General features: G+C 64.7%; 23 protein-coding genes and 5 pseudogenes. 22 read left to right on the top strand and 6 right to left on the bottom strand.

The genetic code is table 11. The features are described 5' to 3' along the window. The first annotated feature begins 48 nt into the window (after nt 1-48). The 10 genes from ACP696_RS08680 to ACP696_RS08635 all read left to right on the top strand — a co-directional run bounded on the left by ACP696_RS08680 (nt 49) and on the right by ACP696_RS08635 (nt 5,839). A complete protein-coding gene (locus tag ACP696_RS08680; RefSeq protein ID WP_426043678.1) occupies nt 49-177 on the top strand; it encodes a hypothetical protein in 129 nt (42 codons plus the stop codon). 53 nt (nt 178-230) lie between these two features. Then, nucleotides 231-554: a hypothetical protein gene (locus ACP696_RS08675; protein WP_426043677.1), complete on the top strand. Its 324-nt coding sequence runs from the start codon at nt 231-233 to the stop codon at nt 552-554. Nucleotides 555-680: 126 nt separating this feature from the next. Next, the gene (locus ACP696_RS08670; protein WP_426043676.1) at nt 681-1,040 is read left to right on the top strand and encodes a hypothetical protein; all 360 of its coding nucleotides are present in this window, start codon (nt 681-683) and stop codon (nt 1,038-1,040) included. A 48-nt stretch (nt 1,041-1,088) separates the two neighbouring features. Continuing rightward, nucleotides 1,089-1,949 carry a DUF2303 family protein gene (locus ACP696_RS08665; RefSeq protein WP_426043675.1) on the top strand — a complete coding sequence of 287 codons (861 nt, stop codon included), beginning with the start codon at nt 1,089-1,091 and terminating at the stop codon, nt 1,947-1,949. Nucleotides 1,950-2,032: 83 nt separating this feature from the next. Beyond that, the gene (locus tag ACP696_RS08660) at nt 2,033-3,802 is read left to right on the top strand and encodes a ParB/RepB/Spo0J family partition protein (protein WP_426043674.1); all 1,770 of its coding nucleotides are present in this window, start codon (nt 2,033-2,035) and stop codon (nt 3,800-3,802) included. Then, nucleotides 3,802-4,224, top strand: coding sequence for a hypothetical protein (locus tag ACP696_RS08655; RefSeq protein WP_426043673.1), 423 nt, complete (start codon nt 3,802-3,804; stop codon nt 4,222-4,224). The genes ACP696_RS08660 and ACP696_RS08655 overlap by 1 nt, the downstream gene beginning before the upstream one ends. A 2-nt stretch (nt 4,225-4,226) precedes the next feature. Beyond that, nucleotides 4,227-4,703, top strand: a complete 477-nt coding sequence (locus tag ACP696_RS08650; protein WP_426043672.1) for a hypothetical protein — start codon at nt 4,227-4,229, stop codon at nt 4,701-4,703. Further along, the gene (locus ACP696_RS08645; RefSeq protein ID WP_426043671.1) at nt 4,703-5,014 is read left to right on the top strand and encodes a hypothetical protein; all 312 of its coding nucleotides are present in this window, start codon (nt 4,703-4,705) and stop codon (nt 5,012-5,014) included. The genes ACP696_RS08650 and ACP696_RS08645 overlap by 1 nt, the downstream gene beginning before the upstream one ends. After that, complete coding sequence (locus ACP696_RS08640; RefSeq protein WP_426043670.1) at nt 5,011-5,418, top strand: hypothetical protein; 408 nt, start codon at nt 5,011-5,013, stop codon at nt 5,416-5,418. The genes ACP696_RS08645 and ACP696_RS08640 overlap by 4 nt, the downstream gene beginning before the upstream one ends. A gap of 1 nt (nt 5,419) precedes the next feature. Then, the gene (locus ACP696_RS08635; protein ID WP_426043669.1) at nt 5,420-5,839 is read left to right on the top strand and encodes a hypothetical protein; all 420 of its coding nucleotides are present in this window, start codon (nt 5,420-5,422) and stop codon (nt 5,837-5,839) included. Here the strand turns inward: ACP696_RS08635 and ACP696_RS08630 are convergent. Then, nucleotides 5,791-6,393, bottom strand: coding sequence for a hypothetical protein (locus tag ACP696_RS08630; RefSeq protein ID WP_426043668.1), 603 nt, complete (start codon nt 6,391-6,393; stop codon nt 5,791-5,793). The genes ACP696_RS08635 and ACP696_RS08630 overlap by 49 nt on opposite strands. Nucleotides 6,394-6,679: 286 nt before the next feature. Here ACP696_RS08630 and ACP696_RS08625 point away from each other — a divergent pair, with 286 nt between their 5' ends. Both ACP696_RS08625 and ACP696_RS08620 read left to right on the top strand, forming a co-directional pair. Further along, entirely contained in the window at nt 6,680-7,846 is a 1,167-nt protein-coding gene (locus ACP696_RS08625) for a tyrosine-type recombinase/integrase (protein WP_426043667.1), read from the top strand. Nucleotides 7,847-7,972: 126 nt separating this feature from the next. After that, the gene (locus tag ACP696_RS08620) at nt 7,973-8,341 is read left to right on the top strand and encodes a DUF6538 domain-containing protein (RefSeq protein WP_426010043.1); all 369 of its coding nucleotides are present in this window, start codon (nt 7,973-7,975) and stop codon (nt 8,339-8,341) included. A gap of 308 nt (nt 8,342-8,649) precedes the next feature. Here ACP696_RS08620 and ACP696_RS08615 read toward each other — a convergent pair whose 3' ends face one another. After that, a complete protein-coding gene (locus ACP696_RS08615; protein WP_426010042.1) occupies nt 8,650-8,943 on the bottom strand; it encodes a DUF1971 domain-containing protein in 294 nt (97 codons plus the stop codon). 1 nt (nt 8,944) lies between these two features. Continuing rightward, nucleotides 8,945-9,667, bottom strand: coding sequence for an alternative oxidase (locus ACP696_RS08610; RefSeq protein ID WP_426010040.1), 723 nt, complete (start codon nt 9,665-9,667; stop codon nt 8,945-8,947). A gap of 182 nt (nt 9,668-9,849) precedes the next feature. Between ACP696_RS08610 and ACP696_RS08605 the strand changes: the two genes are divergently transcribed. The 5 genes and pseudogenes from ACP696_RS08605 to ACP696_RS08585 form a co-directional block, all read left to right on the top strand. After that, nucleotides 9,850-10,236 (top strand): hypothetical protein, encoded by a 387-nt coding sequence (locus ACP696_RS08605; protein WP_426010038.1) that lies wholly within the window; start codon nt 9,850-9,852, stop codon nt 10,234-10,236. After that, nucleotides 10,229-10,441 carry a DUF2945 domain-containing protein gene (locus ACP696_RS08600; protein WP_426010036.1) on the top strand — a complete coding sequence of 71 codons (213 nt, stop codon included), beginning with the start codon at nt 10,229-10,231 and terminating at the stop codon, nt 10,439-10,441. Before ACP696_RS08605 ends, ACP696_RS08600 begins: the two co-directional genes overlap by 8 nt. Then, a complete protein-coding gene (locus tag ACP696_RS08595) occupies nt 10,438-12,090 on the top strand; it encodes a molybdopterin-dependent oxidoreductase (protein ID WP_426010035.1) in 1,653 nt (550 codons plus the stop codon). Before ACP696_RS08600 ends, ACP696_RS08595 begins: the two co-directional genes overlap by 4 nt. Before the next feature lie 69 nt (nt 12,091-12,159). Next, nucleotides 12,160-12,738: a DUF488 family protein gene (locus ACP696_RS08590; protein WP_426010034.1), complete on the top strand. Its 579-nt coding sequence runs from the start codon at nt 12,160-12,162 to the stop codon at nt 12,736-12,738. A 133-nt stretch (nt 12,739-12,871) separates the two neighbouring features. After that, nucleotides 12,872-12,985, top strand: a pseudogene (locus ACP696_RS08585) (IS5/IS1182 family transposase); the annotation flags it as partial. Here the strand turns inward: ACP696_RS08585 and ACP696_RS08580 are convergent. Further along, nucleotides 12,981-13,946, bottom strand: a pseudogene (locus tag ACP696_RS08580) (IS481 family transposase). The pseudogenes ACP696_RS08585 and ACP696_RS08580 overlap by 5 nt on opposite strands. 104 nt (nt 13,947-14,050) lie before the next feature. On the opposite strand from ACP696_RS08580, the gene ACP696_RS08575 reads away from it, so the two are divergent. From ACP696_RS08575 to ACP696_RS08555, 5 genes and pseudogenes are all read left to right on the top strand, one after another. Further along, nucleotides 14,051-14,317 (top strand): NAD-dependent epimerase/dehydratase family protein, encoded by a 267-nt coding sequence (locus tag ACP696_RS08575; protein ID WP_426010032.1) that lies wholly within the window; start codon nt 14,051-14,053, stop codon nt 14,315-14,317. A gap of 173 nt (nt 14,318-14,490) precedes the next feature. Beyond that, complete coding sequence (locus ACP696_RS08570) at nt 14,491-15,072, top strand: helix-turn-helix domain-containing protein (protein WP_426010031.1); 582 nt, start codon at nt 14,491-14,493, stop codon at nt 15,070-15,072. 3 nt (nt 15,073-15,075) lie between these two features. After that, nucleotides 15,076-16,308, top strand: coding sequence for a type II toxin-antitoxin system HipA family toxin (locus ACP696_RS08565; protein ID WP_426010030.1), 1,233 nt, complete (start codon nt 15,076-15,078; stop codon nt 16,306-16,308). A gap of 299 nt (nt 16,309-16,607) precedes the next feature. Next, nucleotides 16,608-16,859: pseudogene (locus tag ACP696_RS08560) on the top strand (IS21 family transposase); the annotation flags it as partial. Continuing rightward, nucleotides 16,846-17,342, top strand: a pseudogene (locus ACP696_RS08555) (ATP-binding protein). The pseudogenes ACP696_RS08560 and ACP696_RS08555, both read left to right, overlap by 14 nt. Nucleotides 17,343-17,597: 255 nt before the next feature. On the opposite strand, the gene ACP696_RS08550 reads toward ACP696_RS08555, so the two are convergent. Both ACP696_RS08550 and ACP696_RS08545 read right to left on the bottom strand, forming a co-directional pair. Beyond that, nucleotides 17,598-18,533, bottom strand: a complete 936-nt coding sequence (locus ACP696_RS08550; protein ID WP_426010028.1) for an NAD(P)/FAD-dependent oxidoreductase — start codon at nt 18,531-18,533, stop codon at nt 17,598-17,600. Nucleotides 18,534-18,628: 95 nt separating this feature from the next. Next, nucleotides 18,629-19,269, bottom strand: a pseudogene (locus tag ACP696_RS08545) (IS6 family transposase). Between the last annotated feature and the right edge of the window lie 382 nt (nt 19,270-19,651).

Here is a 19,651-nt window from a genome sequence, read left to right as displayed (position 1 = left end):
CGGAAATCCCCGACTTAGGTTCGCTTCGTCACCACGACGGAGCCGACCATGCGCCCCCACCCTAAGCATCCCCCCAAGGCGAACGGCGTTCGCTTCCTCCCCCTCGACGCCGGCTGGGTTCTGGTGGTGGTCGGCCTCGCCGTGGTGACAGTCGCTCAACGGGTCTTTGGTCTGTGAGCGTTCAAGCCTCGCTCTTCGCGCAGCCAGCGGCGCGGGACCGTAAGCCGCTGATGGCCCCGCACGCCACCGCCGACGACATGGCGCGCAAACGCTCTGTTGCGCTGCACCTGGTGCCGCCCCACGCCGCGAGAGAAGGCTGGGCCAACCGCCCCAATTCAACCCCCGCCGAGGCCATCGCCGCCTTCCTGCCGCACATCGGCCGGTGGGCGCGGTCGCTGCAGGCGGTGCAGGGGCCGAGCCTCGAAGACATCGAGCTGCGCCTCACCGCAGAAGCGGCCGAGAAAGGCCCGCTGCATTTGCTGGCCATCCTCGACGGCCTGACCCTGGACGAGGCCCGCAAGGCTCTTGCCGTCGCCCGCGAGCGCGGCCTGTGAGCCGCCGCCCGCGCGGTCGCCTGCTCTCGCCACGCGGCGAGTCGGTCGTCGTCCTTGTTGGCGCCTGGGTCGTGACCCTGGCTGTCGCCCTTCTCGTCTTCCACCACTGAAAGGACAACCCGACCCATGGAAATCTTCACCGACATCCTTCGCCAGATCCGTAAAGGCCGGGTGGTCGAGGAATTGACCGAGCAACTGGCGGAAGTCACAGCCGCTGTCAGAGCCACCGGCAAGGCCGGCGAAATCACCTTGAAGCTCAAGGTCAAGCCGATGAAGGGCGACAGCTATCAGGTCGCTTTGGCCGCCGGGGTCACCAGCAAGTCGCCACGCGACGACCTGCCCGAGGGCATCTTCTTCCTGACCGAGGACGGCGGCCTGGTCCGCAGCGATCCGAACCAGAAGGAAATGTTTGTTCCGGTCGACGCCCTCGGCGACGCCCGAGAGGGCAACGTGGCCTACACGCCGCCGGTTCGCGGCGCCGGCTAAGCCGTCCGCCGCCCCGCCCATCCTTCCTCTCCGAAAGAAAGATCGACCGTGAAAGAGCAACCCAACATCGATACCGAGGCCGGCCAGATCGCCGCCCTCGCCATGGCCGCCTACGGCGCCAAGCCGGTCTCAATCGAGACCGGCAGCGACCGCGAGTTTCTGCTGATCCCCGACGGCTACACCGCCCAGGACGTCAGCGAGCCCAACCGCGTGCCGAAGGTTCTGCCAGATCATATCCAGCAGGCCGTCACCTTGCAGACGCTCGACTCGCTCAGCGAGTACGTCCAGCGCTTCAAGACCGACGACACCCTGATGGTAGCCAATATCGCCACCAACACGATTATCGCCGTCATCGACTATCACTCGGCGGCGACCGAGGCGCACGATCCGACCAGCCAGCCAAACCATGGCGCGCACCGGGCCACCCTCACCCTGCCCTATTCGGTAGAGTGGCAAGCCTGGACGAAGATCGACGGCAAGCTGATGCCGCAGCTCGAATTCGCCCGCTACCTGGAAGAGAACGCCGCCGACATCATCGCCCCGCTGGCAGCCGACCTGTTGGAAGCCTGCCGCGACATCCAGGCCAACCGCAAGGTCAACTTCGTCAAAGCCGTCCGCACCTCGTCGGACAACGAAAACTTTGAATATACCGACGAGACCACGGCGACCTCCCGCCGTGGCGGCCTGGAATTGCCGACGCAATTCGTGCTCGGCATCCCGGTCTATTTCGGTGACAGCAACACCGAACTTCGCGCTTTCCTGCGCTGGCGTCTGGACGAGGGTCAGCTGCTGCTGGGCATCGCCCTGCACCGCGCCGAGCATGTGCGTCAGGCGGTCTTCAAGTCGCACGTCGGCACGGTCACCGACCGCACCGGCCGCCTGGCCGTGTTCGGTCTGCTGCCCTCGTAAGACTACCCCGTTCCTGGTGGCCGCGCCCGGCAGGCATGGGGCCGCCGGGCGCAACGCCCTCACAATTTCAGGATACCGAGTCGATGAACGCCCTGACTCCGCTTGCCGTCTCCGCCGAAAGCCTGCTGCGCGCCATCCAGGCCGGCGGCTTCACCAGCAACAGCGACCTGGCGGCCAAGGCGGGCCGCATGGCCGGCAACATTTCGCGCGATCTCGGCTCGCTGGAGAAGGAAGGCCTGATCACCCGTGATCCGCTGGCGCTGACCCCGGCCGCCTTGGCCGCCCTGGAGGCCCTGGACCGCGCCAATGGCGTGACCTCGGTCGCCGTCGATGCGAACGCCGTTCGTCCGCCCGAGGGTCACGCCCACCTTTTCCACCGTCAAATCCGCATCGGTGGCTTCAACCCCCGCAAGAAATTCGACAAGGCCGCGCTGGAAGAGCTGTCGGCCGACATCGCCGAGCGCGGCCTGAAGACCAACCTGGAAGTCCGCGAGGCCGACGCCGAGCCCGACGCCGAGGGCCTGGCCATCCACCAGCTGGTGGCCGGCGAGCGCCGCTGGCGCGCCATCGGCCTGGCCATCGAGCGCGGCGACCTCGACCGCGACTTCCCCATCCTCGTCAAGGTCGAGGCAATTGACGACGCCGCCCACGAGATCGGCGCCCTGCTGGAAAACCTGCAGCGCGAAGACCTGACGCCGCTCGAAGAGGCCGAGGCCTTCGAGCGCATCATGAAGCGCAACGGCTGGAACACCGCCCAGATGGCCGAGAAGGCCAAGCGCAAGTCGCGCGAATTCGTCCAGCAGCGGCTGCGGCTGTTGAAGCTGACCGATGTCGAAAAGCGCCAGATGGAAGACGGCCAGTTGACCGTTCACGACGCCCTCAAGCGCATCGCGGCCCGCCCGAAGCCCCTGGAGCTGACGACCGCGGAGGCTCTGATGCTGGGCGAGATCGTCGTGTATCTCGGCAGCGCCAACAACGAGAACACCACGCCCAGCTGGTGGCAGGCCGCCGACTGCGCGGCCGCCATTGAGGCCGACCCCCTGGCCGCCGCCCTCGTCGGCCGTGGGCTGCTGGCCATCGAAGGCCCGACCGCTTGGCATTTCCATCATCAGGTGAAGTTGGCCAGCCATGACGCTTGGTCACAGATCAAGGTCTACATGCCGGGCGTGTTCGGGCCCGAGGGGCGTGACACGGCCCTGCTGGCCATACAGGCCTCAGCCGTTGGCGCTGACCTCGCTGAACAGGCCAACACCGAAGAGCGCTACCTGACCCCCTGGCTGAACGGCCCATTCGAGCTAACACCCGAGGGCCAAGCCTTCGTCGATGCCAAGGCCGAGAAGGAAGCCGCCGACGCCGCCGTGGCGGCCGAGTACCAGGAAAAGCAGGCGATCGAATACGCCGAACGCAAGGCCAAGCAGCACGCCGCCGGCGCCGAGGGCCAAGCCTTCCTCGCGGCCGTCCGCAACTTCGAATTCCGGGCCAACGTCGCTATCGCCGACGGCCTAGCCTTCGACTTCTCCGGCCACCTGCGCGAAGCCCTGGAGGCCTTCGGCTTCAAGGGGCCGTTCAAGGTTGCGCTGGATGGCGACGCCCTCGTCCTCAATGACGTCGAGGGCAAGCTGCTGGCCTGGGCTCCCGGCCCCGGCTTCGAGGCCCTGCGCCGCATCCAGGCCCTCGCCCTCAATCACGCCCTCGGCGCCCCGCTCTTCACCGGCCCCGACCTCAAGGCCCCCACCGACGAAGTCGAGGCCACGCCCGACGACCTGGACGACGGCGAAGGCCTCGAAGACCAGGACGACGATGACTACGCCGAGGCCGACGACCAAGGCGAAGGCGAAGGCGACGAGTCCTGATGCCGCGTCCCGCTTCCAGCCCCTGGGCGCCCAGCGCCCAGGCAATCGCCCATCACGGCCCGTTCGTGGCCCACGCCATCGCCCATTTCAGGAGACCCCGCATCCCCGCCGACACCCGCTTCGCCTTGATCCGCAAGCCCCTCGAACCGCTCGAAAAGCCGGTGGCCTTCGAGACCCTGGCCCAGCTGGTCGCCGCCATCCATCGCGAGCGCGGCGACGCCGGCCTGCAGATGTTCGACGCCGAAATCCACGTCTTTGGCGAGGACGAACCCCGCCAGGGCGTCTCGCTGTTCGCCACCGAGGAAGGCGACAGCGCCCGCTACCTGGGCTGGGTCTATCTCGAAGGCCGGGGCGTCCACGCCCTGCGCCGCGCCCTCGACGTCGCCCGGCCCGACGTGCCGGTCATCGGCATGGCGGCCTGATCATGGCCGCCGCCGTCAAGCTCAAGGATCTACCCGAATCCGACGCGCTGGCGGCCATCGCCGCGTGGCTGGAGCAGTGCGAAGACCACCTCGCGCTGAGCCGCGCAATGGAGCTTCCAGCGCCGCCGTTCAACCTCGGCGAGGCGTGGCCGATGGTCTTGGCCATCGCCCGGCCGGAACGCCTCTACCTGCACCACATGAATATCCGGCAGCGCGAGCTGCACCCAGAGACCTTGGAGCTTGTCGCCAGCTTCGCCCGCGCCTTGGCCCTCAAGCTCCGCGCGGCCGAAGTGAAGCACGGCCTGGGCCTGGAGTGGAAGACGGACGATTGGGAAGCCGAGTGCCGCGCCGCCCTGACCAAGCACGTCGCCAAGGGCGATCCGCTCGACGTCGCCGCCTACGCCGCGTTCTGCTGGGCGCGGGGCTGGACGACGGCGCCGCCGGCCGAGGCGCTGGAACGCACGGATGAGGCCGCGTGATGCTGGAGTTCATCACCCCCCAAGTCGCCACGGCCTGCCTCGCCTTCGGCGCCGGAGCGGTGTCGGTCGTCGTGGCGATCGTCGCCCGCGAACTGGTCGACGCCAAGGCCGCCGCCGCCCAACATCGGGTCCATTCGGGCAAGGCGGCCGACAAGATCGCGGCAATCGTCAAGGGCGTCTGGCTGGCTGGCTATGACCGAGGACGGTTCAGCGTGGCGAGCAAGGCCGGGACCTATGCCGACGTGGTGCCGAAGGCGACGTGCGACGTCCTGCTCATCGCTGCCCTGCCGATGCGGAAGGGTGCGAGATGACCAAGGCCGATTACGTTCGCGGCCAGGGCCAGAACCGCGACCATCATTGCCACTGGACCGGCTGCACCAAGCAGGTCCCGCCGGCCATGTGGGGCTGCAAGCCGCACTGGTTCCGCCTGCCGCCGAACCTGCGTCGCCGCATTTGGCGCTGCTATGTGCCTGGCCAGGAAATCACCGGCCGACCCAGCGCCGACTATGTCGCGGCCGCCCGCGAGGCCCAGGCCTGGATTGCGGCGCAGCCGGCCGAGGCGGCGGCAGGCCTGTTTGATGGCTCGAGCCTCGCCAGCGCGAGGCTCGAACAGATGTCGACATCTGAATTCCGCCGTCTCCACCTCAACCTAACGCCCTGGCCGAGCGAGGACGAGGCCGGCCCGTGGACGCATGCCGACGGTAGAGACGACTGACATGCCGATCCGCCGCGAAAACCGCGCCCGCTACCCGGCCGACTGGAAGGCGATAAGCCTGGAAGTCCGCCAGCGTGCAGGCAGGCGCTGCGAGGGCTCGCCGGCCTATCCCGACTGCCGCGAGATCAATGGCGAGGAGCACACCGACACCGGATCGAAGGTGGTGCTCACCGTCGCCCACCTCGACCACACGCCCGAGAACGTCGGCGTGCCCGGCGACCGCCCCAACCTCAAGGCCTGGTGCCAGCGTTGCCACCTGACCTATGACGCCCCGCACCACGCCCGCACCGCCGCCGAGACGCGGCGCAGGGCGGCGGCCGGGCCGACACGCGATCTGTTCGAGATCCAGGATACCGACCCCGTCAAACCCGACTATCGGCCGGGCGATGAGGTCGTGCTGTTCGACGCGGTGGCCGCATGATCAGCCCCAGGGCCCATGAACACAGGCTCGACGCCCCTAGCGGTCGCATCGGTCAAAGTAACGTTCACGTGCATCAGATTGCCAAGCTCTTCCTGCGCCGCACCGCCGACAATGAACCCGCTGTCGCGGGCGTCTATCCAATGCGCTTCAATCGCATGCATAGTGTCTCGAACGACCCGCGCCATTTCGCTGAGCCGAGCTGCCAGCGACAGGCTCGATTGGTCCGCCAGATCATGGACCGGAAATCGATCCAGCGCGTCAACAGCCCCGCTCAACACACTGGAGGTGCGCATAGCATTTTCTGCAGCATATCCACCTGCGATCAGATTTGCGGCGGCGCGTCTGACCGCGAGCGCAGAGGAGTTGAGAAGGCGCTGGGCCGCCGCGTTAAGACTCGCGGCGCGCTCTCGCTCCTGCCGCTGCGCCGCCCAGATCGGCAGATTCGCAGTGAAATAGGTGACGCCCAGGGCGATCATCGCGCCCAGGAACTGCGCCCAGCCGCTCAGATGCCCGTTGTTCTTGAGCACTGCGTTGATAGCTTCGAAAAACTGCATGGCCACACCCCCGTCCCAGCCTTGCGCAACAGGCCGCACATGGTCAAGCCAGCGGCGGCGCGGCCATGACCGACCTTGGCCCCATCACCGAAGCCCGCTTCGCCGAGGTCTTCGCCAAGGGCGCGCTGGCGACAAGTTCGGACGCCGCCTCGCTGCTGGGGCTTGACGTCCGCACCCTTCGGTCTCTCAGTGACGCCCTTGTCATCCGGGCGGCGCTGGTCGGCTCGACGCGGCGCTATCGCGAGGCCGACCTCCGCCACTACCTGACTGAAGGACCCTCGGGCCAATGTCTGTCTACAAGCCCGCGAAAAGCCGTTTCTATGCCTACGACTTCCAGTTCAAAGGTCGTCGCTTTCACGGCTCTACCGGGGTGGAAACCCTCCGCAAAGCCGAGGCCTTCGAGCGGAAAGAGCGCGAGAGGGTCGCGCTCGGCCTCCCGGAAACCCGCGATGGCCTGACGCTCGACGTCGCCGCCGGCCGATGGTGGTCCGAGGTCGGCCAGCACCTGGCTTCATCGCGCGTCATCTATCATCGCCTGAAGATCATGGTGCGGCTGCTCAAGCCGCAGACCCTGCTCACCGACATCACGACGCAGACCATTGCCGCCGCCATCGAGCGGCGCCGGGGCGAGACCTATGCGCGCGGCTTCGACGTTCCCGCCCAGGGCGTTCAAGGGGGCCAGAAGGCCAAGCGCTATACCCTGTCGAACGACACCGTGAACAGCGACATCATCAAGCGCATCCGCCCCATTCTGAACCGCGCCGCCTCACCGGTCTGGGGCAGCATGAAGGGCCTGCACACGATCGACTGGAAGGCGCTGGCCCTGCCCGAGGCCGTCACCGACATCCGCCACTTCGCCGACCCCTACCAACAGGCCTGGGTCGATGCGTGCGGCCCCACCGAGGGCTTCGCGCTGGAGCTGCTACTGGCCTATGGCTGGCGGTTCGGCGAGCTGTTCTTTCACCCCGACGCCTACCTGCCCGACACCCCGCTGGGCGCATCCGTGGCCATCAACAAGCGCAAGGGCGGCAAGCCCATGCTGGTGCCGCTCCGCCCGATCGACGCCCGCCAGATCGCCGCCCGCGTCGGCATTGCCCAGGCCGCCGACCTCGACAGCATCTGGATCGAGCACGACGAGAAGGGCGAGCTGGTCACGGTCTCCTATGGCGCCCTGCAGAGCCGCCTGCGCAAGGCGGCCGAGCGCGCCGGGGTCGATCACCGCCGCCTCATCCACAGCGTCCGCCACCACGTCGCCACCGACTTCCTGATGCGCACCGGCGACCTGGCCCAGACCAAGGACCTGCTGGGCCACGCCGATATCAAGTCGACGCTCCTCTACGCCCACGCCCTCAACAGCGGCCTGCGCGAGGCCATAAACTCCCGGAATAGTCCCGGAGCCCCGGAAGCCCAATCCGAGTTTTCCCCGCCAAAACAACCGCGTAAGAAGGCCTAACGCCGCCCTCCGAAGGCAAAGGTCACACGTTCGAATCGTGTCGGGTGCGCCAACTTCCAAAACATCGCTGAAAACGTTGAGGATTCACCGTCTGGGGAACCGTCTCTCGACGTTTGCTACACACCCTTGCTACACAATCCTGACCACGATCCTGGCCTAAGTGTCCGAGAACGTTCAGCTAAACACTTGCGGGGCTGCTACACAAACGCGCTACACATTCGAACGCATTTCGTATGCCGGGGCGGTCGTTACTACTACCGGCGCCGTGTCCCCGGATCGTTGCGGGCGATTGACGGCAAGAGGGAAATCTGGCGTTCGTTAGAGACGGACAGCCCCACGGTCGCCCTGCGCCGTTCGTATCAGATCGCGGCTTCAATCGAGCGGGACTTCGAACTGGCCCGCGTCCGGTCAGGATTGCCAGTCGATCAAACGATCACTGGTGGGCGGGTTGAGCCAGTCGCAGCACTCCGGGTTCCGGCCTTGGCCTCGCGTTGATAGCTGCGATCGCTGAGCTCCATGGCGCCGAACTCAGGCTGTCGGACAACAGTCCCGGCTTGGTGGTGGAGGTTCACTTCGCGAACGCCGGAAAACCTTGAGGTCGATAGTCGGCAACCTTGCTGTAAGGCCGCCGTGCGTAGCCCTGCTTCGCGCCACCTAGCCGGCGTGTCAGCTTCTCGCGTGCTTGCTTCCAATCGATCGCGGCGGCTGAAAAAACCGCGACCCAGGGAAAGGCCAACGGTGGTCAAGACGCCGAGGAGCGCCCTGCAATCATCGCTTGTTCTCGCCGCCACCGCCGGAATTTTCTACAAATCCGCCAAGTCAGGCCGATGGTCATAGAACTCAACCTGCATCCGCATCGGGCCGGCAGGCGTCACGAAGTGAGGTTGCTCCGGAAGGACGAGGCCCAACCGCTCGGGCGTCAGGCGCTGCTCGTCTGGTGGATCGAGGATCGTGAAGACAACCTCGCCCTCAAGGACCCGGATCACGCCCCAGACGCCGACCTTAGTGCGGTGATCGCGGCGCAATGCAGCCGGCAGACTGGTTTCATCAAATACGGACGTGGTGCGGTAGGGCTGCGAGACCTGTGCGGGTTCCATGTCACGCAGTCAGTCGGATGTCGTGGGCATGGGGCGGATAAGGCGCCGCGGCGTGGTCGATGGGTAGGCCGGCAAGCGTGCTGGCGAACCCGTGATTGACGTCACGATGATGAGCTTCGTCCGCGCGAACGACAAGCACGACATCTCGTAGGGTCGCGGTGTCGGGCAGCTTCCAATAGTGCTTGGCGATGGCGGGGGCCTCGACGTTGGGCGAACGGCCCTCGTCGATCTCCTTCAGATAGAGGGTGTAGCTGATCACCGCCTCTTCCTCGAAATATCCGACGACGCGGTGGGCGGTGCGGCTGGAGACCAGGTAGAGCAGGAAGAAGGCGATATAGAAGATCCACTGGACGAGGATGATCACCAGGCGCTCGAAGAGGTTGGGCTGGGCGATCTGCACGAAGGTCATCAGGTGCATGCGCTCGTTCTCAGCCTCCTCCATGAGGGTGCGGATCCAGCCGTCGTCGTCCTTCATGCGGCGCAGGGCGGTCAGGTGGTTGATCGTCGCCCCGACCATACCGGGGACAGCCGCGACCGTTTCCAGCACGATGGCGCGGTGCCCGTAGCGCTTGGCGAAGAAGGTGTCGGCGGCGAAGCGCAGCAGCTTGGTGAAACCCAGGGCGAACCGATCCGAAAAGCCGACCGGCTTGTGATGAACCACGGGCTCCGCGACCGCCTCCTCGGCCAGGGCTCGTGGGTCGGGTGCGAGAATCTTGTTGACCACGATGTACCCCTTTTGGGCTTGGGCCGCAGCGGGAGCACTGCGCGGCTGACAGAAAAAACAATGCAGGCCAGCTTCCCGACGCCCTGGGTTGGGAACGTGTGTCAGGGCCGCCTGTTCCGTAAGCTGGGGAGTTCCGGCGTCGCTCGGGAACCCCACCTGCCGGCGTTCAGAATGGGGTCTTCATGGCTGATGAAATTCCCGGCGCCTCAGACCGCGCGAGGCTACGCGAGAAGGCGCTCTCGAGGTGGGATAACGAAGGCGGCGCGAGCCGCCAGGGACCACAAGAAGGCTCACCCGCGGAGGAAGCGGGCCCCGACCGCGAGCCTCAAATAACCAACACCGAACTGGTGCAGCTTCGGGTTCGCGTGATCGCGCTTGAGAACCTGATGATCGCCTTGCTGGCCGAAGGCTCTGACAGGCAGGCGGAGGTTGTCCGCGATATGGCAGCCTACATCTCGCCGAGGCCAGGTTTCACACATCACCCCCTAACGATCCACGCCGCCGCCCACATGATCGACCTCGTCCAGCGAGCTGCTCATTTCAGCTCTCGGGCAGATCCCGATGGCTAAGCAATTCAATGTCGGTGATCGCGTCAGCTGGAACTCCGAGGCCGGCCGCGTCAGCGGGACGATCATCCGCGTCCATACTCGGGACGTCGACTACAAGGGCCATACCCATCACGCGAGCCCTGCGATCCCGCAGTACGAGATCAAGAGCAGCAAGACCGATCACATCGCCATGCACCTGGGCGCAGCGCTCAGCCGGCTGACATGAGCAACAAGCCCACGACCCCGGAGCCGCTGGAGGCGGCCATTACCCAGGCCGACGATCGCCTGCTGGCGGATCACTGGATGCCGCCGCAGGCCGGCATCGTCCCGAGGGTGCGCGTCGGCCGGCGCTGGATCAGCGTGCTCTGGGCGCTCCCCATCGGGACTGCCGCGCTCATGGTGTTGATCGCCGTCGCCCAAGCCGCGCCACCGGTGGATTCCGGCTTTCCCTGGTGGCTGCAGGTTCAGCACTTCCTGAACATGTTCTTCATGCTGTTCATCATCCGGGCCGGCCTGCAGATCCTGGCCGACCATCCGCGGCTCTACTGGCGGCGCGATTGCACGCCGGGGACGGACTGGTTTCGTTTCCAGCGCCCCGTGCCGAAGGGTCGGGTTTGGACTGCCAAGGATGACTCCGTCACGCTTCCGACATGGCTGGGCATTCCCGGTCTGCGCCATACCTTGGGCCTGGCTCGCTGGTGGCACTTCTCGGTCAACCTGCTGTGGGTGATCAGCGGCGTCCTGTTCTACGGGCTGCTGTTCGCCACCGACCAATGGCGGCGGCTGGTGCCGCTGACCTGGGAGGTATTTCCGGCCGCGCTCTCCACCGCCATCCAGTACGCCTCGCTGAACTTCCCGGTGGACCACAGCTGGACGCGCTACAACGGCCTGCAACAGCTCAGCTATTTCGTCACCGTGTTCGTCGCCGCGCCGGTGTCGATCGTCACTGGCCTGATGCAAAGCCCGGCGATCGCCAACTCCCTGGGCTGGATCGGCAGGCTGCTCAATCGCCAGGCGATGCGGTCGATACACTTCCTCTCGTTCGCCTGGTTCGTGACCTTCATCGCGATGCACGGCGTCATGGTGTTCATCACCGGGCTGCGGCAGAACACCAACCACATGTTCGCCGGCGTCGAGAACGACTCTTGGGCGGGCCTGCCGCTGTTCCTGCTGGCAATGGCTGTCTTGACGGCGGCCTGGCTCTTGGCCTCGCCGTTCACGAGACGGCACGCACGGCTGGTGCAGCGCACCGGAAGGTTCATGATCGGCTGGCTGAAGACCTTGGCCACGCGGATGGACCCAAAGACGCAATTCGAAGAGAGCGACATATCGCCGTTCTTCTGGCCAAACGGCACGATGCCGAACTCGCAGGCCTACGACGCCCTGGCCGCGAACGCCTTCGCCGACTACCGGCTGCGGGTCAACGGCCTGATCGAAGCGCCGCAAGAGCTATCGTTGGCCGACCTACAGGCCATGGCGAAGCAGGCGCAGATCACAGACCACTTCTGCATCCAGGGCTGGTCTGGCGTCGCCAAATGGGGCGGCGTGCCCATGCGCGATATCCTCGACCTCGTCCGCCCCCTGCCTCAGGCCCGCTATGTCGTCTTCTATTCGCTCGCGGATGGAGCTGATGGCGGGCGCTACTATGACGTCCACGATCTCGCGAACATGCGTCACGACCTCACCCTCCTGGCCTACGAGATGAACGGCGAGCCGCTCAACATCCTCCATGGCGCGCCGCTCAGGCTGCGGTGTGAAAACCAGCTTGGTTACAAGATGGTCAAGTGGATCGCGGCCATAGGGTTCGTCGAGTCCTTCGCCCACCTGGGCGCCGGGCAAGGTGGCTACAACGAAGACCATGAATTCTACGGCTGAGCTCTCTCCCAAGGCTGCGGCGCCCAAGCGTCACTCGACGACGGGCATCCGCAGCGCTGGAGCACCGTCATGACGGCCACGGTTCCCAATACGCAGCGACCCTTCTTCACGATTGGTCATTCCACCCGGTCTGTCGAAGAGGTCGCCGATCTCCTTCAAGCGGTCGGAGCCGACATGATCGTCGATGTGCGTAAGATGCCGCGGTCTCGCACCAATCCCCAGTTCAACAGCGAGGCCCTTCCCGCCGCGCTCGCCGAACGGCAGATCGGCTATCGCCACATAGCGACCTTGGGTGGATTGCGCGGACGCCAGGCTAGCCGCGAGACCTCACCGAACACCTTCTGGCGGAACAAGAGTTTCCGGAACTACGCCGACTACGCGCTGACGCCGCCTTTCAAAGAAGGGCTCGCCGAATTGATCGCCCAAGGCCGCGAGCGCACCTGCGCGATCATGTGCGCGGAAGTCCTCTGGTGGCGATGCCACCGGCGGATCATCGCCGACTACCTGCTCGCGGACGGTGCGACCGTCTTTCACATCCTGGGTCTCCACGACGTAAAGCCGGCCGGCCTTACGTCCGGTGTCGAACCGATTCCCCAAGGCCTACTTTATCGAGAGCGGCTCCGCGCCGACCCTGACGAGCCGGCTTAAGCGCCAAGCGTGGATGCTGATTTCCAGTCAACCGCGATCGGCGCCTAATATTAGAGGCTGACCCGAAATGAAGTTGTTTGATTTCAGGCCCTTGTGATTCTGTTGGAGATGCGAACCAACAACGGAATTCGACATGTGGACCGAAACCACCCGGAGCAAGCATGCCCGAAAGGGCCTACGGTATTCAAGCGATCTAACGGACCAGGAATGGGCGGTTCTGGAGAAGCTGTTCCCGGCGCTGTCTAGGTGTTTGGTCCCGGGCTTTGATGGATCGGATTGATCTTGAATCTTGCAGGCTCTTTTGTCCACATTTTGCAGATGAAGTCGTAGGGGGTCAGGCCCTTGAGCTTCTTAAGGCGCCGACCATAATTTTAGGCGTCGATGAACACGGCGAGGTGAGCCTCGAGCTGCTGGTGGCTGTCGTAGTGGCAGCGCTTGACGGTAGCGTCCTTGATGGTCCGGTGCATCCGTTCGACCTGGCCGTTGGTCCAGGGATGCTTCACTTTGGTAAGCCGATGCTCGATGCCGTTCTCTCGGCAGCGCATGTCGAACATGTGCGTCATGTAGCGAGCGGTTGGGCCGTCGGCGTAGCGCGGCGGGAAGGCGAACTGGATACCGTTGTCCGTCAGGACGGTGTGGATCTTGTAGGGGAACGCCTCGACCACTCTTTCCAGGAACGCGGACGCCGAAGTCCGCCCGGTTTTCTTGACCAGTTGCACGACGGTGAATTTGCTTGTGCGATCAATGGCGACATAGAGATAGAGCTTGCCTTCGGCGGTCTGGACCTCGGCGATATCGATGTGGAGATAACCGATCGGATAGACCTTGAACCGCTTCTTGGCGGGCTTGTCGCCCTCGACCTCCGGCAGTCGCGAGATGCCGTGACGGGCCAGGCAGCGATGCAGTGACGACCGTGTCAGCTGCGGGATCGTCGGTTGCAGTGCATAGAGGCAATCGTCCAGCGGCAGCAGTGTATGCCGGCGAAAGGCGACGATGACCGCCTCATCCTCCACCGATAGCACCGTCGATCTTGGCTCCCTGGGGCCCGTCGGGAGATCGCTCACAGAGGTCCGGCTTTTCCACTTCGCGACCGTCTTCTGGTTGATCCCGTGCCGCCCGGCCAGAGCCCTCAGGCTCTCTTGACTATGCTGTATCGCTCGACGGACCGCCTCAGTCGTGCGGGCGCTTCCGTGCAGTATCTGGCCCATAGTGCTTCCTTCCACTCGGCGGAAAAGATTGCACCATCAAAGCCCGGGACCAAACACCTAGACTCCGCGTAGATTTACCGAACCCCATCGCGAGAACCTCTACGATGAAATCCGAGCATCCGGATGGAAATACGCCTGCTTCATCTTGGACAAATGGTGTCACGAGCGCCACGCCGAGTGGGCGGCGGGTGTTGGTCACTGGAGGTGCCGGATTTCTGGGCTCGCATCTCTGTGAAAAGTTGCTAGTGGAGAGAACGCGACGTTTGAGTCCCCCTGGAAATCGCTCGATCCCTTTCCCGAGAAGGATTTGGGCGGGTTCCAAGCGACTGAATCTCACCACTAGCTCGCGGCGACGAGGTGCTATGCGTTGAAAATTACTACACGGGGAGGCGTGTGCGACCGCGTTGGCGAGTGTCTGACGAGACGATGTCTTTTGCTGCATGAAGCCGCAATCTGATGCAGCCAAGCGCATCATTGCGCTAACTATCAAAAACCGATATCTTCCGCTGCATCGCTTATGCGCAATGATGCATTGGATTACATCGTGAGCTACCAGGCAGAAGCCTTCGCCCAGAGCCTCCGCGAGGCGCGCCTGCAGAAAGGCTGGTCCCAGAGGGACCTCAGCGGGAAAGCTGGTATCCCACAGGCCCATATCTCGCGGATCGAAAGCGGGGCGGTCGACGTGAAGGTCTCCACCTTGGTGGAACTCGCGCGGCTGCTGGACCTCGAACTTGTTCTCGCGCCGCGCGCCTCCCTTCCGGCGGTCAAGGCTTTGATCCGAGAGGCTGAGGCGAGCCATGATCTGCGCTCTGCGCGCGGCTTGGCAAATTCTCTTCAGCCCGTGCTACGTCGCCTCCGGATCGAACACCCCAGGAGCAGCACGACTGAGCGCCTGGCCACCCTGATCCTCGACGTGATCGCCATTGCGCCTCTGTTTCAGACGCCTGGCGCCTTGGGGCAGTTGGAAGATGCTGTCGCAGGCATCCGACGCGCTGCCGACAGTGCCGGCGATGATCTGAAGGGTCTCGATGCAGCCATCAATGGCCTAGCCAAGATCCGCAGCGGGCTTGTCCATGTCAGAACGCCAGCGCAGACCCCCGCCTACAGTCTCGACGAGGAGGATTAGGCGATGGCCGCTGATATCCTCGACATCTTTCTAGGCGACCGCAAGGTGGGCGCGATAACCGGGCTGGGCGGCGACAGGAGCGTCTTCACCTTCGATGACGCCTACGCGGACGACCCAGGGCGCCCAACCCTGAGCCTGTCCTTTAAGGACGCCATGGGCGATCTGATCCGGGATCAAAAGCGCACGCAGACGCGGCTTTTACCCTTCTTCTCGAACCTTCTGCCGGAAGGACCTCTGCGCGATTACCTAGCCGAGAGGGCCGGGGTAAACGTGGTCCGGGAATTCTATCTCCTGTGGGCGCTTGGGCGCGACTTGCCCGGCGCCATCGTCGCCCGCGGACCAGATGGAGAAGAGCCGGCGCCGGAACCGCAGGATGATGCTCTCTCCACGCCTGGGGAGGCTACAGAGGCCCCCCTGCGGTTCTCTCTGGCCGGCGTTCAGCTCAAATTCTCCGCGCTCGAAAAGGCAAAGGGAGGCTTGACCGTTCCGGCCACCGGCGTTGGCGGCTCCTGGATCGTAAAACTGCCATCGACCCGCTTTCCCCGCGTCTCCGAGAATGAATTTTCCATGATGACCATGGCCCGGTCCGTGGGCATCGATGTGCCCGACATTCAGCTTCTCGATCTGGACCAGATCGCCGGCCTACCGGAGGGGATTGGCCGGCTGGAGGGCGCGGCCTACGCGATCCGCCGTTTCGATCGAACAGCCGATGGCGAGCGCATCCATATGGAGGATTTCGCTCAGGTCTTCGGCGTGTACCCCGACCACAAGTACAAGCACGCGACCTATCGGGCGATCGCCAAGGTGTTGTGGCTGGAGACGGGGGAGGCGGGGATCACCGAGTTCATCCGCCGCTTGGTGTTCAACGCCCTGATCGGCAACGCCGACATGCACCTCAAAAACTGGTCGCTCCTCTACGCAGACGGCGTCACGCCCTCCTTGTCGCCCGCCTACGACTTCGTCTCCACCTTGGCCTACATCCCGGATGATAAAGCGGCCCTCAAGTTTAGCCGCACAGCCCGCTGGGACGGCTTCAACGAGGACGAACTCTCCTACCTCGCGGCCAAAGCCGGTCTTCCCGAAAGGCTGGTCGTCAGTATCGCCCGCGAGACTGTAGCGCGTTTTCGGGAAGCCTGGGCCAAGGAGCGCGGTCATCTTCCTCTCCATTCGGAAATCGCGGGCGTCATCGACCGCCAACTTGAGATCGTCCCTCTTGCAGGTGATCGAAAGGAGTAGCGTGCGGATCATTTCAAACCGAGGAACCGATCGCGCAATCGATCAGATCAAGAGCGTCGCCGCGACGGCTGACGCCAGCGCGATCAGTTCCAGCGTTTCGATCTTCGGCCTCTCGGCGCTGCAAGGCGCGTTGACGCGCGACCTACCCCTGCGGCTGCTGCTGTCCGCCGAAACCGTACTGTCTGAAAGCCTGATAGGCGGCGCGTCTGATCGCTTCTTACGGAACGGACTCATCGCCCGTCGACTCGCCGCCGACGCCTCGGCTGTGCAGCGGCGTGGAAGAAGGACCCCCTTAGCGGGCCGACCGCCGCTTCGTTCGCGTGCTGGCGGCGGTGCTGATCGATGGCCTGGATGTGGTCGATGACGCCGTCCGCGAGGCCCTGGACGCCGGCGCCGCCAGCGACGAGGTCATCCTCAACATCCTGGCCCGGCGGCGCGAGCCGCCAGCGCCCCAGCCGATCAACACCTGCGAGGCGCTGGTCCTGCGCCATCCGCCCATCGCCGACTGCGCCCGCTACGACCTGCTGCGAGGTCCCCGTGCAGCGGCATGAGATGATCCAAGCCTTCGCCCAATTGGGCCTGAAGGGCATGGCCGGGGCCTTCGATGAGACCGTCACCACAGGCCTTCAGCGCAACCGCACGGCCATGGAGATCCTGGCCGACCTGCTCAAGGCCGAGACCAACCATCGCCAGGCCGCCTCCATCCGCTATCGCCTGACCGCCGCCAAGCTGCCGAAGCCCGGCGCGGCAAGGCCGGCGCCCTGGCGGCCCAGCTCTCGCGCCTCGATCTCGTGGTGCTCGACGAGCTGGGCTACCTGCCGTTCGCCCAGTCCGGCGGGCAGCGCCTGTTCCATCTGGTCAGCAAGCTCTACGAGCGCACCTCGGTGATCATCACCACCAACCTGACCTTCGGAGCGTGGCCCGCCGTCTTCGGCGACGCCAAGATGACCACGGCGCTGCTCGACCGCCTGACCCACCACTGCGACATCGTCGAGACCGGCAACGACAGCTGGCGACTCAGAAACCGCGCCTAACCGGCACGCCCCGCTTCATCCACAACCTGTTCAACCTCCCCCCAGACCCCCTCCCGGGCAGCTGATCAATCAGTGGCTCACCCCGCGGCGATGCTCTGCGCTGGCTGAGAGCTACGCGCATCGCCGCTCGGAAGCCGAATAGGGGGTCCCGATTGCGCGCCGTTTGACGCCCAATAGTTCATATCATCAAAAAGTGCAATAAAAACAGCAAGTTATAATGTAGCGCATTGAACATTATCGGAAATGATGTCCGTCCTACGTGGCGATCTGCTCAGCCAGCATCGTTCCCGACATCCACGCCGCCTCGACCCGTGCGCCGATAAACCAGTCCCCGCATAGGCCAAGTCGACGGTCCGCGTCCCAAAGGGCGCCGGAGCCCTCAACGCCTGAGCGGGCATACCGCCATAGATGCGCACTGCAAGCGATCGGGGGCGGCAGCGTCTTTTCGAGCCGCGCAGAAAGAGCCGCCGACAACTCACCGGCAACCCAGTCGGCGTCCGCATTGAGATGCTGCCTTGACCAGTCCGGGCTGGCCTGAAGTACCCACGCCTCGGGTCCGGTCCGACCGGGCTTGGAACCGTTGCGCGCCGCCCAGCCGAGCGCGTCAGCCGCCCTCCCCCTGAGGCAGTTCACCGGCGTCGGCAAGGTGTCCCCAAACGCCAGCATCACGGTCCAGCACGGCGCAGTGGGCGTGGCCCGGGCAAGCGCCGCCAGGTCTGGCCTTGCCGGCCGAATGAGCTCTGCCGCCTGCTCGGCGGGCAGCGCCACGACCACGGCATCCGCCTCGAACGACCCGGTTTGCGTGACAAGGCGCCAGCCCTCGGCGAGTGGGGTCAGCGCCGTCACCTTGGCGCCCCATTGCACGTCAAAAGGTTTCGCCATTTCACGGATGGGCGCGTTCATCCCAGGAACACCGACCAAGGCGTCCGCGCCCGCTGCTAGCCAAGGCGCAACACATCCCGCAGCGATCATGTCGTCCACCAAGGTTCGAAAACCCGGATCTCGAACAGTGAAATACTGGGCTCCGTGATCGAATGTCGCCTCGCCTGCGCTGGTGGCGACCCGGCGGGTCGACATGCGACCACCAGGACCGCGGGCTTTGTCCAGCATAGTGAGGACGTGACCCCGCCCGGCCAGTCCCCTGGCGCACGCCAAGCCGGCCATACCGGCGCCCACAATCGTGATCCGCATACGTCCCCCTTCGCCGCCAATAGGGCGACCGGTGCTGTCAGTCCAACGGCAACTTGTCTCCGCCAGGGCGCAATGCCCCCAACCCGCGCCTGGCTCTAGCCCATGACCTGCCGCCATTCAGCCAAGGCGGCTGAGCGTCGTTCGCGGTAGAGGTCTCTGCTGATGAGGTGACGTTCCTGATTGAAGTGGTTGTGGATCGTGCCTAGCACGGCGGCGAATTTCTGGAGTGTCTTCATCCTCCGAAATCGCTCCATCGCCCGTTCTCGTCGTCGGAACGGCTGGTGTGAGTTCTCGGCCCTGTTGTTGAGCCAGCGGCCCACCTCTTGGCGATCGGCGTTGCCGATCACTTTCATGGCGGCGCCGTAGGACCGCAGGCCGTCCGTGACGACGGCTTGAGGCCGGCCGTGGCGCTTCATCGCCTTCTTGATGAGGCCTGAGCCGCGGCCTTGTCGCGGGTGGTGGTGACGTAGGATTCCAGCACCTCGCCCTCGTGATCGACGGCGCGCCAGAGGTAGCGCATCTCGCCGTTGATCTTCACGTAGACCTCGTCCAAGTGCCAACGCCAGTGAGTGTGCGCCCGCATGTTCTGGACCCGCTTGCGGCGGATCTCCGCGGCGAACATCGGGCCGAACCGGTTCCACCAAAGCCGCACCGTCTCATGGCAAATGTCGATGCCGCGCTCGTAGAGCAGGTCCTCCACGTTGCGGAGCGACAGGGGGTACTTCACGTACATCATCACCACTCGGCGGATCACCTCGGGTGATGAATCAAACCAGCGAAACGGGTCGTAAGTCTTTTTCGGACGGACCTTTTCGCCCGCCGAAGCCCTACCTCTTACTGGCCGGTGCATGTCAACTGACAGAGCCGCTTCGGCCCATGAAGTTGAGCAACACAAAGCCGAAAAACGCTGAGACGATGGAGACGTTGGGGCCAAAGCCGAGCTTCAACACGATGTAAGGATAAGAGGTGCCCATGATGCCGGCGACGATGATGGCAGCAATCAGGGCGCGTGCTGAGGATCACTTACCTACTATTTGTGGGCCTCGCCAAGTTGACGAGACCATGGGTGCTGTCGGTGTTGTGAGGCCAAAAGTATTTGGCCGCGCTCCGCCCCCCCC

Source organism: Caulobacter sp. DWR3-1-2 (assembly GCF_049896225.1).
Taxonomy (GTDB): Bacteria; Pseudomonadota; Alphaproteobacteria; order Caulobacterales; family Caulobacteraceae; genus Caulobacter.
Note: the sequence above shows the minus strand (reverse complement) of the source record. Positions and strands in the feature narration are given on the sequence as shown.

Coding starts and splice junctions, on each gene's coding strand:
- ACP696_RS08655 (WP_426043673.1), top strand. CDS start 3,802: ATGCCGCGTCCCGCTTCCAGCCCCTGGGCGCCCAGCGCCCAGGCAATC.
- ACP696_RS08565 (WP_426010030.1), top strand. CDS start 15,076: ATGGCCGCTGATATCCTCGACATCTTTCTAGGCGACCGCAAGGTGGGC.
- ACP696_RS08595 (WP_426010035.1), top strand. CDS start 10,438: ATGAGCAACAAGCCCACGACCCCGGAGCCGCTGGAGGCGGCCATTACC.
- ACP696_RS08590 (WP_426010034.1), top strand. CDS start 12,160: ATGACGGCCACGGTTCCCAATACGCAGCGACCCTTCTTCACGATTGGT.
- ACP696_RS08680 (WP_426043678.1), top strand. CDS start 49: ATGCGCCCCCACCCTAAGCATCCCCCCAAGGCGAACGGCGTTCGCTTC.
- ACP696_RS08630 (WP_426043668.1), bottom strand. CDS start 6,393: ATGCAGTTTTTCGAAGCTATCAACGCAGTGCTCAAGAACAACGGGCAT.
- ACP696_RS08670 (WP_426043676.1), top strand. CDS start 681: ATGGAAATCTTCACCGACATCCTTCGCCAGATCCGTAAAGGCCGGGTG.
- ACP696_RS08605 (WP_426010038.1), top strand. CDS start 9,850: ATGGCTGATGAAATTCCCGGCGCCTCAGACCGCGCGAGGCTACGCGAG.
- ACP696_RS08575 (WP_426010032.1), top strand. CDS start 14,051: ATGAAATCCGAGCATCCGGATGGAAATACGCCTGCTTCATCTTGGACA.
- ACP696_RS08635 (WP_426043669.1), top strand. CDS start 5,420: ATGCCGATCCGCCGCGAAAACCGCGCCCGCTACCCGGCCGACTGGAAG.
- ACP696_RS08660 (WP_426043674.1), top strand. CDS start 2,033: ATGAACGCCCTGACTCCGCTTGCCGTCTCCGCCGAAAGCCTGCTGCGC.
- ACP696_RS08675 (WP_426043677.1), top strand. CDS start 231: ATGGCCCCGCACGCCACCGCCGACGACATGGCGCGCAAACGCTCTGTT.
- ACP696_RS08640 (WP_426043670.1), top strand. CDS start 5,011: ATGACCAAGGCCGATTACGTTCGCGGCCAGGGCCAGAACCGCGACCAT.
- ACP696_RS08550 (WP_426010028.1), bottom strand. CDS start 18,533: ATGCGGATCACGATTGTGGGCGCCGGTATGGCCGGCTTGGCGTGCGCC.
- ACP696_RS08625 (WP_426043667.1), top strand. CDS start 6,680: ATGTCTGTCTACAAGCCCGCGAAAAGCCGTTTCTATGCCTACGACTTC.
- ACP696_RS08645 (WP_426043671.1), top strand. CDS start 4,703: ATGCTGGAGTTCATCACCCCCCAAGTCGCCACGGCCTGCCTCGCCTTC.
- ACP696_RS08615 (WP_426010042.1), bottom strand. CDS start 8,943: ATGGAACCCGCACAGGTCTCGCAGCCCTACCGCACCACGTCCGTATTT.
- ACP696_RS08600 (WP_426010036.1), top strand. CDS start 10,229: ATGGCTAAGCAATTCAATGTCGGTGATCGCGTCAGCTGGAACTCCGAG.
- ACP696_RS08650 (WP_426043672.1), top strand. CDS start 4,227: ATGGCCGCCGCCGTCAAGCTCAAGGATCTACCCGAATCCGACGCGCTG.